11 protein-coding genes are annotated in these 11,604 nt (G+C 73.9%); 6 read left to right on the top strand and 5 right to left on the bottom strand.

The genetic code is table 11. The features are described from left to right. Nucleotides 1-9: 9 nt before the first annotated feature. The 5 genes from ACME2J_RS00295 to ACME2J_RS00315 all read right to left on the bottom strand — a co-directional run bounded on the left by ACME2J_RS00295 (nucleotide 10) and on the right by ACME2J_RS00315 (nucleotide 3,923). Nucleotides 10-918 carry a hypothetical protein gene (locus ACME2J_RS00295; RefSeq protein WP_495542854.1) on the bottom strand — a complete coding sequence of 303 codons (909 nt, stop codon included), beginning with the start codon at nucleotides 916-918 and terminating at the stop codon, nucleotides 10-12. A 346-nt stretch (nucleotides 919-1,264) separates the two neighbouring features. Beyond that, the gene (locus tag ACME2J_RS00300) at nucleotides 1,265-1,900 is read right to left on the bottom strand and encodes a phosphoribosyltransferase (RefSeq protein WP_495542855.1); all 636 of its coding nucleotides are present in this window, start codon (nucleotides 1,898-1,900) and stop codon (nucleotides 1,265-1,267) included. Between the two features lie 51 nt (nucleotides 1,901-1,951). Further along, nucleotides 1,952-2,365: a VOC family protein gene (locus tag ACME2J_RS00305; RefSeq protein WP_495542856.1), complete on the bottom strand. Its 414-nt coding sequence runs from the start codon at nucleotides 2,363-2,365 to the stop codon at nucleotides 1,952-1,954. Further along, on the bottom strand, nucleotides 2,362-3,099 hold the full coding sequence (locus ACME2J_RS00310; protein WP_495542857.1) for a ferritin family protein: 738 nt from the start codon (nucleotides 3,097-3,099) through the stop codon (nucleotides 2,362-2,364). The genes ACME2J_RS00305 and ACME2J_RS00310 overlap by 4 nt, the downstream gene beginning before the upstream one ends. A gap of 134 nt (nucleotides 3,100-3,233) precedes the next feature. Beyond that, complete coding sequence (locus ACME2J_RS00315; protein ID WP_495542858.1) at nucleotides 3,234-3,923, bottom strand: helix-turn-helix transcriptional regulator; 690 nt, start codon at nucleotides 3,921-3,923, stop codon at nucleotides 3,234-3,236. 122 nt (nucleotides 3,924-4,045) lie between these two features. Here ACME2J_RS00315 and ACME2J_RS00320 point away from each other — a divergent pair, with 122 nt between their 5' ends. The 6 genes from ACME2J_RS00320 to lpdA all read left to right on the top strand — a co-directional run bounded on the left by ACME2J_RS00320 (nucleotide 4,046) and on the right by lpdA (nucleotide 11,556). After that, on the top strand, nucleotides 4,046-4,741 hold the full coding sequence (locus ACME2J_RS00320) for a TrkA C-terminal domain-containing protein (RefSeq protein ID WP_495542859.1): 696 nt from the start codon (nucleotides 4,046-4,048) through the stop codon (nucleotides 4,739-4,741). 29 nt (nucleotides 4,742-4,770) lie between these two features. Continuing rightward, a complete protein-coding gene (locus tag ACME2J_RS00325) occupies nucleotides 4,771-5,007 on the top strand; it encodes a hypothetical protein (protein WP_495542860.1) in 237 nt (78 codons plus the stop codon). 114 nt (nucleotides 5,008-5,121) lie between these two features. Next, a complete protein-coding gene (locus tag ACME2J_RS00330; RefSeq protein WP_495542861.1) occupies nucleotides 5,122-5,859 on the top strand; it encodes a GntR family transcriptional regulator in 738 nt (245 codons plus the stop codon). Next, nucleotides 5,856-8,528, top strand: a complete 2,673-nt coding sequence (gene aceE / locus ACME2J_RS00335) for a pyruvate dehydrogenase (acetyl-transferring), homodimeric type (RefSeq protein WP_495542862.1) — start codon at nucleotides 5,856-5,858, stop codon at nucleotides 8,526-8,528. Before ACME2J_RS00330 ends, aceE begins: the two co-directional genes overlap by 4 nt. After that, nucleotides 8,516-9,790: a 2-oxo acid dehydrogenase subunit E2 gene (locus ACME2J_RS00340; RefSeq protein ID WP_495542863.1), complete on the top strand. Its 1,275-nt coding sequence runs from the start codon at nucleotides 8,516-8,518 to the stop codon at nucleotides 9,788-9,790. The genes aceE and ACME2J_RS00340 overlap by 13 nt, the downstream gene beginning before the upstream one ends. Then, nucleotides 9,787-11,556 carry a dihydrolipoyl dehydrogenase gene (lpdA, locus tag ACME2J_RS00345; RefSeq protein WP_495542864.1) on the top strand — a complete coding sequence of 590 codons (1,770 nt, stop codon included), beginning with the start codon at nucleotides 9,787-9,789 and terminating at the stop codon, nucleotides 11,554-11,556. Before ACME2J_RS00340 ends, lpdA begins: the two co-directional genes overlap by 4 nt. Nucleotides 11,557-11,604: the final 48 nt, after the last annotated feature.

Genomic DNA, 11,604 nt, shown 5'->3' on the forward strand with positions numbered 1-11,604 from the left:
CACGGAGGGTCAGCCGAGGTCGCCGACGACGATCCCCATGAGGATCATGAAGATCGCGACCCCGGCGAGGACCGTCAGGCCGAGGGCAGTGAGACGCCGGGCGCCGTGCGTGTCGGGTGCCGTCCCCGCCCGCGTCCGCGGTGGGTCGGCGGCGAGCATGCGGACCTCCAGCGCGAGCCACCCGGCGGCGACGACCGCGAAGAGGGCCGGCACGACCCACGCCGGCCCGGAGAGGACGAAGGCCGCCACGATCGTCACCGCCACGAGGCCGGCGACGACGAGCCAGGACATCGCGTCGAGGATCGACCGCTCACCGGAGGGGCCGTGCGTCGCCTCGGTCGGGGTGAGGGCCGTGCGCTGCTGCGCCGTCGCGTGCGCGCGGTCCGAGCGGGGACCGTCGGTGCGGTTGCGCCCGCCCGCGACGACCGCGGGCGTCGGGTGGTCCCCGAGCGTCCCGGCGACCTCGTCGACGAGATCGGAGAGGAGGCGGTCCGGGTCGCCGATGCCCTCCTGCTGGAGTCGGGCCGCGGTGTGGGGGTCGACGTGCTCGACCTCGGTCGTGAACTGGATCGCGCCGCCGGCGATCGCGAGCGTGCCGAAGGCGTGGACGACCGAGGCGGCGACGAGCGCCCACCACTCTCCGGTGGTGATCGCGATGACGCCTCCGACGGCGAGCAGGGCGAAGAACGCGATCCCGACGACCGCGCGGTTGTCGGCGAGCGCGGCGACCATCGGCGAGTGGCCGGCACCGGCGTCGGTCGCACGGGCCGAGCGCTCGCCGGGCACGGCCCGCACGTCGTCCCGGCCGGTCGCGTCGCGGAGCTCGTCGGTGAGCAGGTCGCCGGCGTGCTCCGAGATGTCGCCGCCGCGGACGCGCACCTCGTCGCGCTCGGCTGTGGTTCCTCTGTCGCGTCGCATCTGAACCCTCCTCGTTCAGACGTGGGCGGGCCGGACGTCCGCTGCCCGGGGAGCGGGCCGGGAAACGACCATGGACGACGTCGGCGCGCCCGCTCGCGGAGGGCCGGAACGACGACGGCCCGCGCATTCGCGCGGGCCGTCGGCGGGGGGAGAGAGGTCGGCGGCCGCTGCGTCCGGTGGTCGCCGGTGTCGCCGATCCTGGGGGGAGGAGCGCCCGAGCCGCAGACGCTCACGGCACCGGTCCCCCGCAGGCGCGGCGTTCAAACGCACGTTCAGGAAGATGTGGCGCCGTCCCGCTCGGCGGGCTCGGTGAACCGGCTCGCCGCGCCGTTCGCGCAGACGCCGCTCACGCCGCGGCGAGGAGCTCGCGGACCTCGTCGTCGGAGACCTGGCCGAAGTCGTCGTACCAGAGCCCGACGGCTCGGAACGGCTCGGGGGTGTGCGCGCAGACGACTCCGTCCGCCTCGGCCTCGAGCTCGGCGCAGGTCTGGGGCGGGGCGACCGGGACCGCGACGACGATCGCCTCCGCGCCCCGGTCGGCGAGCGCGCGGATCGCAGCCCGCATCGAGGCGCCGGTCGCGAGGCCGTCGTCGACGACGATGACCGTGCGCCCGGCGATCCGCGCGGGCGGTCGACCGCCGCGGTAGGCGCGCTCGCGGCGCTCGAGCTCCTCGCGCTCGGCCGCGGCCACCGACTCGACGGACTCCGTGGAGAGCCCGAGATCGCGCACGACGTCGTCGTTCATGACGCGCACGCCGCCGGAGGCGATCGCGCCCATCGCGAGCTCGGCGTGCCCGGGGACCCCGAGCTTGCGTACGAGGAACACGTCGAAGGGGAGATCGAGGAGCTTCGCGGTCTCCGCGGCGACCGGGACGCCGCCGCGCGCGAGCCCGAGGATCGTCACGTCGTCGCGCCGCCCGTACTCGGCGAGGCGCTCGGCGAGCGCGCGGCCTGCGTGCGTCCGGTCGGCGAACCGGCTCATCGCCTCGGTCTACCCGGACGTCCTGGCCCGACACGTCCACCTCCCGAGGCGTCAGTCGGGCCAGATCTCGCCGACGATGATCTCCACCGAGTTGCCGGCGGGGTCCCGCAGGTAGACCGAGCGTCCGCCGCGCGGCCAGGTGAGCTCGCGCTCGACCTCGACGCCGTGTTCCGCGCTGCGGCCGAGGATCGCGGCGAGCACGGCCTCGTCGGCGGAGAACGCGACGTGACCCGGCCCGCGCGCCCCGTGGCTCGGGACGTCGCGGCCGCCGACGATCGACTCGTCCGGCGCGAAGAGGAGGAGCACGCTGCGCGGATCGACGCGCAGAGCGGCGAGCACGCGGTTCGGTCCGACGATGAGACGGAGGCCGATGACGTCGCGGTAGAACGCGGCCGTCCGCTCGAGGTCGTCGGCGTAGAGGACCGTCTCGTGGATCCCGGTGGGGGCGGCGTCGCGTGGGGTCATCGCGCTGCTCCGGCGACCGGGAGGAAGCGCAGGCGCCGGCGGTGGGCGGCGAGCACGGCTCCGAGCCGCTCGGCCGTCGCGACGTCGTCGCCCCACGCGCGGGCGGCGAGCGCGGCGGGCCCCTCGACGTCGACGGGTCGGCCGGCCTCCGTCAGGGAGAGGACGCCGAGGCCGACGTGCCACCGCTCGTCCCCCTGGACGCGCGCGACGCCCTCACGCATGCCGGGAAGCGTCCCCGCGGTCTCGCACTCGGCGAGGAGGGCGTCCTGCCCGACGGCGAAGACGATCCCCTCGAGGACGAGGTGGTAGAGCCCGACGGCGTCGGCGAGCGCGCAGTCGCCGCCCGCGAGGGCCGTCGCCCGGCGGGGGAGCTCCTCCTCGAAGAGCGCCACGATGGGCTCGCCCGCGAGCGCGCGCGCCTCGTCATCGGGGTCGATGCCGACGACCTCCGTCGCCAGTCGCGCGAAGAACCGCGCGTGGCGCTCCTCGTCGCCCTGCTGCACCGCGAAGCAGTCGCGGGCCTCGCCCGGCGGCGCGGCGGCGACGAACGGCGCCAGCTCCGAGGCGACGGCGGCCTCGGCGACGCAGAACCCCGCGACGAGCCCGCGGATCCGCTCGGCGCGAGGCGCCGACAGGCGGGCGAGCCCCTCGGCGTCCGCGGTGAGGTCGATCGCGTCGGCGTCCCACTGGAGGCGCCGCGCGGCGGCGAGCAGGTGGCCGTAGCCGGCGAGCATCCGTCCGATGCTAGAGGGACGGCGCCGCGCCCCGGGTCCCGCTCGGGGACGGAGCGCCGACCGGGCCCGTCGGCGGCGCCCCCCATCCACGGAAGGCCGCCTTCCGAGCGGCCGTCTCGTTCCAGGGGTGGTTCTCAGCCCGGTGTCAGCACGTCGCCGAGCTGCGTCCGCGAGCGGATGCCGAGCTTCCCGTAGGCGTTCGAGAGGTGCAGCTCGACGGTCTTGCGGGTCACCCACAGCGCCTCGGCGATCTCGCGGTTGCTGAGCCCCTCGGCGGCGAGGTCCGCGACGCGGCGCTCGCTCGGCGTGAGGGACTCCGGGCCGCTCAGCGCGCTGCGGCGCGGTCGCGCGCCGGACGCCGCGAGCTCGTCGCGGACCCGACGCGCGAGGAGCCGCGCCTCGCAGCGCTCCGCGAGATCGAGCGCCTCGCGGAGGGGATCGCGCGCGTCGGCGCGCCGGCCGTCGCGCCGCAGCCGCGCCCCGAGATCGTGGAGCGCCCACCCGCGCTCGAGGCGCATGGGCGGCGAGAGGTCGACGCCGGCGACGGCCTCCGCGGCCTCGTCGACGCGGTCCTGCTCGACGAGCAGCTCGACGAGGAGGGCGCGGAGGCTGACGATGGAGAGCGGGAGCCCGGCCTCGCTCGCGACGGCGAGACCGGTGCGGGCGTGCGCCTCGCCCGTCGCGAGCGAGCCGAACATGAGGTGCCAGTAGCCGCGCGCGTGGTCGAGGTAGAAGGCGCCGAACCGCGAGCCGACACGACGGGCCTCCGCCTCTCCGCGATCGAGGAGGCCGAGCGCGCGCTCCGCCTCCTCGGCGTGGCGCATCGTGAGGACGAGGAGGTTGACCGTCCCGCTCTCGGGCAGCGGGTCCGCGCCCGGTGGGATCCCGACCGCGTCCTCGTGGCGGTGGGGGGCTGACCGCGCGCGGGACCGGGTACTCCACGCGTGTGTTCGCGATCGCCTCGCTCCTCGCCGTCGTCGCCGTCTCGCTCGTCGTCACGCGCGTCGCGACGGTCGTCCTCGTCGCGTCGGGGATGTCGCGCGAGAGCGCGCGCTTCCAGGCGCGGTCGGCGTTCACGGGCGCGGGGTTCACGACGGACGAGTCGGAGTCCGTCGTCAACCATCCCGTCCGCCGGCGCGTCGTCATGCTCCTCATGCTCCTCGGCAACGCGGGCATCGTCGCGGCGGCGAGCGGCCTCATCCTCGGCTTCCGGGGCGGGGCGAGCGGACCCGAGCTGCTCCGCGTGCTGCTCCTCGTCGGCGGGCTCATCGCGCTCGTGCGCCTGTCGCGCAGCCGCTGGGTCGACGAGCGGCTCACCGCCGGCATCGCCTGGGTGCTCGAGCGCTACACCGACCTCCCGGAGAAGGACTCGGGAGAGCTCCTCGAGCTTCCCGAGAACCGCGTCGTCGCCGAGCTCGCCGTGCGGGAGGGCGATGCGATCGCCGGTCGGCGTCTCGGGGAGCTCGGCCTGCGTGAGCGGGGAGCGACGGTCCTCGGCGTCTCCCTTCCGGACGGCAGCTACTGGGCCGACGTCGACGCCGCGACGACGGTCGCACCGGGCGCGACGCTCGTCGTCCACGCCGAGCGGTCGGTCGTCGAGGAGCTCGACCGCGGACGCGCCGTCGTCCACGCCGACGGGTGAGGCCCGTGCGCACCGGGTAGTCCGAAGGCATGCGCGACACTCCCTCACCGCTGCTGTTCCCGTTCCGAATGTGGGGCGTCATGCTCGCCGCGGCCGGGACGAGCACGCTCCTCTACTTCCTGCTTCCGGACGGCCCCGTGACGACGGCGCTCCTCTTCGTCGTCATGATCACCCTCGTCTTCGGCGGCGTCGGCTTCGCGCTGCACCAGCGCGGCATCCGCGAGCCCCCGCCCCGGCGCGAGGTGACGCCTCCGTCCGCGCGCTGACCCCCTCGCGGCCACGAGCCGCAGCATCGTGACGCCTGACGACACGTTCCTGCGCCTCGCAGGGCAGAGGGCCGGTTGACGGCCACCTCACCGGCCCTGCATACTAGTGTCCGAATGAGGCTCGATCTCACGGAGCGCTCCGGTCCCGCACGTGAGCTCGCCTACGCGAAGCTGCGTGAGGCGATCCTCAGCGCCCGCCTCGAGCCGGGTCGCAAGCTCTCCGAGAACGAGCTGGCCGGCGAGCTCGGCGTGAGCCGCACGCCCGTCCGCGAGGCGCTCGCCGCCCTGCGGGAGGAGCGCCTCGTCGCGATCGTCCCCCAGCTCGGGACCTACGTCACGCAGATCAGCGACGAGGGCATCGCCGACGCCCAGTTCGTCCGCGAGGCGCTCGAGTGCGCCGCCGTGCGGCTCGCGAGCGAGCGGATCGACGACGTCGGCGTCCGCGCGCTCGAGTCGATCCTCGACGCGCAGGCCCGCGCCGTCGAAGCCGCCGACCCCGAGACCTTCGACCGGCTCGACGAGGAGCTCCACCGGACGATCTGCGAGCTGAGCGGGCGCGCGATCGCGTGGGACCTCAGCCGCCGGGCGAACGGCCATCTCGACCGCGTCCGCCGGCTCAGCCTCCCCGAGCCGGGCTTCCTCGGGGAGATGGTGAGCGAGCACCGCGAGATCGTCGAGGCGCTCGCGGCCCACGACGCCGAGCGCGCCGAGCGCGCGATGCGTCACCACCTGAGCATGGTGCTGTCGAGCATCCCGGCTCTCCGCGCCGAGCACCCCGAGTACTTCGCCTCGGGAGGGCCCGGGACCCAGTCCACGACGTCCACCACACCGATCCCCGAGGCCGACGAATGAGCACGCAGGACACGCACGAGGACATCGATCCCGTCGAGACCCGCGAGTGGCTCGAGGCCCTCGACGCGGTGATGGAGGTCGACGGCCGCGACCGCGCGCGACAGCTCCTCACCGCCGTCCTCTCCCGCGCGCGCGTGAACGGCGTGCAGACCGGCGCCGAGCTCTCGACGCCCTACGTCAACACGATCCCCGCCGACACCGAGCCCGACATGCCAGGGGACCCCGCGCTCGAGCGGGTCGTCCGCTCGCTCGTGCGCTGGAACGCGACGGCGATGGTCCTCCAGGCCAACGCGAAGGCCTCCGGCATCGGCGGGCACATCTCGAGCTACCAGTCCGCCGCCACGCTCTACGAGGTCGGGTTCAACCACTTCTGGCGCGCGCCGACCGAGGAGAACCGCGGCGACCTCGTCTACATCCAGGGCCACTCGTCGCCCGGCATCTACGCGCGAGCCTTCCTCGAGGGGCGGCTCTCCGAGGACGACCTCGCGGGATTCCGGCGGGAGGCGGAGCCGGGGGTCCCCGGCGTGTCCTCCTACCCGCACCCGTGGCTCATGCCCGACTTCTGGCAGTTCCCGACCGTCTCGATGGGCCTCGGCCCGATCATGGCGATCTACCAGGCGCGGTTCATGAAGTACCTCGCCGGCCGGCGCATCTCGGAGACGGCCGGCCGGAAGGTGTGGGCGTTCATGGGCGACGGCGAGATGGACGAGCCCGAGTCGATGGGCGCGATCTCGCTCGCAGGGCGCGAGCACCTCGACAACCTCGTCTTCGTCGTCAACTGCAACCTGCAGCGCCTCGACGGGCCGGTCCGCGGCAACGGCAAGATCATCCAGGAGCTCGAGATGGAGTTCCGCGGGGCGGGCTGGAACGTCATCAAGGTCATCTGGGGCTCGCGCTGGGACCCCCTCCTCGCCGCCGACGAGGACGGCCTCCTCGTCCGCCGCATGGAGGAGGCGGTCGACGGCGACTACCAGGCCTACAAGGCGCGGGACGGCGCGTTCGTCCGCGAGCACTTCTTCGGCACCTATCCCGAGCTCGCCGAGCGGGTGAAGGGCATGTCCGACGCCGAGATCTGGGCGCTCGACCGCGGCGGGCACGATCCGAAGAAGGTCCACGCCGCCTACGCCGCCGCGATGGCCCACACCGGTCAGCCGACGGTCATCCTCGCGAAGACCGTGAAGGGCTACGGGATGGGGACGGCCGGCGAGGGCCAGAACATCACCCATCAGCAGAAGAAGATGGATGAGAACGCGCGCTTCGCCTTCCGCGAGCGCTTCGACCTCGACCTCAGCGACGACGAGGTGCGCGAGGCGGCTCTCCACAAGCCGGACGGGGAGTCGCCGGAGATGCGGTACCTGCGCGAGCGGCGCGAGGAGCTCGGCGGGTCGCTGCCGCAGCGGGTGGCCGAGGCGCCGGCGCTCCCCATCCCCGACCTCGACGCCTTCCAGGTCCAGCTCGACGGCTCCGGCGACCGCGAGATCTCGACGACGATGGCGTTCGTGCGGATCCTCGCGACGATCATCCGCCACAAGGGCCTCGGCCCCCACGTCGTCCCCATCGTCCCCGACGAGTCGCGGACCTTCGGGATGGAGGGGATGTTCCGCCAGCTCGGGATCTTCAGCCAGGTGGGCCAGCTCTACCAGCCCGAGGACCGCGACCAGCTCATGTTCTACCGCGAGGACAAGAGCGGGCAGATCCTCCAGGAGGGGATCAACGAGGCGGGCGCGTTCAGCTCGTGGATCGCCGCGGCGACGTCCTACGCGAACCACGGGGCGACGATGGTGCCCTTCTACGTCTTCTACTCGATGTTCGGCTTCCAGCGGATCGGCGACCTCGCGTGGGCGGCGGGGGACAGCCGGTCGCGCGGCTTCCTCATCGGCGGCACCGCGGGGCGCACGACGCTCAACGGCGAGGGGCTCCAGCACGAGGACGGGCACAGCCACCTCCAGGCGGCGCTCATCCCCAACTGCGTGTCCTACGACCCCGCCTACGCCTACGAGCTCGCGGTCATCGTCCAGGACGGCCTGCGGCGCATGGTCGCCGAGCAGGAGGACGTCTTCTACTACCTCACCGTGATGAACGAGAACTACGTGCATCCCCCGATGCCCGAGGGCTCCGCGGAGGGGATCCTCAAGGGGATGCACCGCATCGCGGAGGCGCCCGAGGGCGACGGGCCGGTCGTCCGCCTGCTCGGGTCGGGGACGATCCTCGGCGAGGTCCTCGCCGCCGCCGACCTGCTCCGCGACGAGCACGGGGTGCGCGCGGAGGTGTGGAGCGTCACGTCGTTCACCGAGCTGCGGCGGGAGGGCATGGCCGCCGATCGCTGGAACCGGCTGCATCCGGGCGACGAGAGACGCACCTCGTACGTCGGCGAGCAGCTGCCCGGAGGGGGCGGGCCGGTCGTCGCGGCCAGCGACTACATGCGCGCCCTCCCGGACGGCATCCGCCCGTGGATCGAGGACCGCTACGTCGTCCTCGGCACGGACGGCTACGGCCGCAGCGACACCCGCGAGACGCTGCGGCGCTTCTTCGAGGTCGACCGCCAGCACGTCGCCGTCGCGGCGCTGGACGCGCTCGCGCGAGACGGCGCCGTCGAGCCCTCCGCGGTCGCGGGGGCCATCGAGTCCTACGGCATCGACCCTGACGTGGAGGCCCCGTGGCGGAGGTAGTCGTCCCGGACATCGGTGACTTCACCGACGTCCCGATCATCGAGATCCTCGTGAGCGTCGGCGACGAGGTCGCCCCCGAGGATCCGCTCGTCGTCCTCGAGAGCGACAAGGCGACGATGGAGGTCCCGGCCCCGCAGGCCGGGACCGTCGAGGAGATCCTCGTGAAGGTCGGGGACCTGGTGAGCGAGGGCGATCCGCTCCTCCGCCTCGCTCCCGCCGAGTCCGGCGGCGGTGAGGAGTCCGGCGGTGGTGAGGAGCCCGGCGGGGACGAGGCGTCCGGCGAGCCGCAGGTCGAGGAGACCGCGGACGCGGAGGAGCCCGCGGCGGCACCGGCCCAGGAGCCCGCGGCGGAGGCGGCCCAGGAGCCCGCGGCGCCGGCACGGGCGGACGGGGGTCCCGTCCACGCGAGTCCCGTCGTCCGGCGCCTCGCCCGCGAGCGCGGCGTCGACCTCTCGACGGTGAGCGGGTCGGGCCGCAAGGGCCGCATCACGCGCGAGGACGTGGAGGCCGCCGCCTCCGGCGGCGCCGCGGCCGCGGCGGCTCCGGAGAAGCCCCGGGGCGCCGGCCCGCGCGAGGCCGAGGGCGACGAGCGCGTGCCGCTCACGCGGATCCAGCAGATCAGCGCGCGCAACCTCACGGCGGCCTGGCAGGAGGTGCCTCAGGTCACCCACCACGAGGACGCCGACGTCACCGAGCTCGAGGCGTTCCGCAAGCAGCTCAACGCCGAGCAGGAGGACGTGAAGATCACGATGGTCTCGCTGCTCCTCAAGGCGACGGCGGCCTCGCTGCGGGCGTTCCCGCGCTTCGCGAGCCAGCTCGACGGCGACGAGGTCATCGTCAAGCGCGACCTCCACCTCGGCTTCGCCGCGGACACGCCGAACGGCCTCGTCGTGCCGGTCGTGCGGGACGTCGACCGCAAGGGGCTCTTCGAGATCGCGGCGGACCTCACGGAGCTCAGCGGCAAGGCCCGCGCCGGCAAGCTCTCGCCGCAGGAGATGAGCGGCGCCGTCTTCACGATCAGCTCGCTCGGCGGCATCGGCGGCACGGGCTTCTCACCGATCATCTACCCGCCGCAGGTCGCCCTCCTCGGGGTCGTCCGCCAGCAGATGCGGCCGGTGTGGGACGGCGAGCAGTTCGTCCCCCGGCTCATGCTCCCGCTCTCGCTCACCTACGACCACCGGGTCATCGACGGCGCGGCGGCGGCGCGCTTCTGCGTCCACCTCGCCGGCGTCCTCGGCGACCTGCGGAGGGTCCTGCTGTGAGCGCGACGACACGGGTGGCCGTCCCCGACATCGGCGACTTCGACGACGTCCCGGTCATCGAGATCCTCGTGAGCGTCGGCGACGAGGTCGCGCCCGAGGACCCGCTCGTCGTGCTCGAGAGCGAGAAGGCGACCGTCGAGATCCCCGCGCCCCAGGCCGGTGTCGTGCGCGAGATCCTCGTCGCGGTGGGGGACTCCGTCTCCGAGGGCACCGAGATCGTCGTGCTCGAGACGACGGAGGACGGTGACGGCTCAGAGCCCGATTCCCACGGCTCCGACGCGTCATCACCTGAACCTCAGGTCGAGGTCGAGGGTGACGATAAGCCGAGCGGAGACGCGCCAGAACGACCTGACGCCGACCTCTCCGCGGACGTGCTCGTCCTCGGCTCCGGCCCCGGCGGCTACACCGCGGCCTTCCGGGCCGCGGACCTCGGGCGGGACGTCGTCCTCGTCGAGCGTCACAGCGCCCTCGGCGGCGTCTGCCTCAACGTCGGGTGCATCCCCTCGAAGGCGCTCCTCCACGCGGCGGCGACGATCACCGAGGCGCGCCACGCCGCGACGAACGGGATCGCGTTCGGGGAGCCCGAGATCGACCTCGAGCGGCTGCGCGGGTGGAAGGACGACGTCGTCGGCCGTCTCACCGGCGGCGTGCAGGGCATGGCCGACCGCCGGGGGGTGCGCGTCGAGCGCGGGGAGGGCCGCTTCACCGGCCCGCGGACGCTCGAGGTGACCGCCCCCGACGGCGGGACGCGGACGATCGCCTTCGACCACGCGATCGTCGCGGCGGGGTCGGACCCGATCGAGCTGCCCGGCATCCCGTACGACGACCCGCGGGTCATGGACTCCACCGGGGCGCTCGAGCTCCCCGAGATCCCCGGCCGGCTCCTCGTCGTGGGCGGCGGCATCATCGGCCTCGAGATGGCGACCGTGTACTCGGCGCTCGGCTCGGAGATCACGATCGTCGAGATCGCCGATCAGCTCATCCCCGGCGCCGACACCGACCTCGTGAAGCCTCTCGCGAAGGCGCTGCAGGAGCGCGGCGCCGACGTGCGGCTGAAGACGAAGGTCGAGTCGGTCGAGGCACGCGACGACGGTCTCCACGCGACCTTCTCCGGCGACGGGGAGGGCGAGAGGGACTTCGACCGCGTCCTCGTCGCCGTCGGTCGGCGAGCCAACGGCGACCGGCTCGGCCTCGACGCGGCCGGCGTCCGCGTCGACGATCGCGGCGTCGTCGAGGTCGACGAGAAGCTGCGGACCTCGGTCCCGCACATCCACGCGATCGGCGACGTCATCGGCGGGCCGATGCTCGCGCACAAGGCCTCGCACGAGGCGAAGGTCGCCGCAGAGGTCGTCTCCGGAGAGGACGTCGCGTTCGACGCCCGAGCGATCCCGTCGGTCGCCTACACCGATCCGGAGGTCGCCTGGGTCGGCCTCACCGAGACCGAGGCGAAGGAGCAGGGCGTCGAGTACGAGAAGGCGGCGTTCCCGTGGTCGGCGAGCGGTCGCGCGCTCTCGATGGACGCCGGCACGGGACTCACGAAGCTCCTCGTGGACCCGGCCAGCCGCCGTGTCCTGGGCGGCGGCGCGGTCGGGCCGAGCGCGGGAGAGCTGATGGCCGAGATCGGCCTCGCGATCGAGATGGGCGCCGAGGCGGGCGACGTCGCGCTCACCGTCCACGCCCATCCGACGCTGGTCGAGACGGTCGGCCTCGCCGCGGAGGTCGCCGAGGGCGTCGCGACCGACCTGCCTCCGAAGCGCCGTCGCTGAGGACGAGCGGCCCCTCCCGCCGGCGGGTCGGCGCCGCCCGGGCCGCAC

This window comes from Paraconexibacter sp., assembly GCF_059438195.1.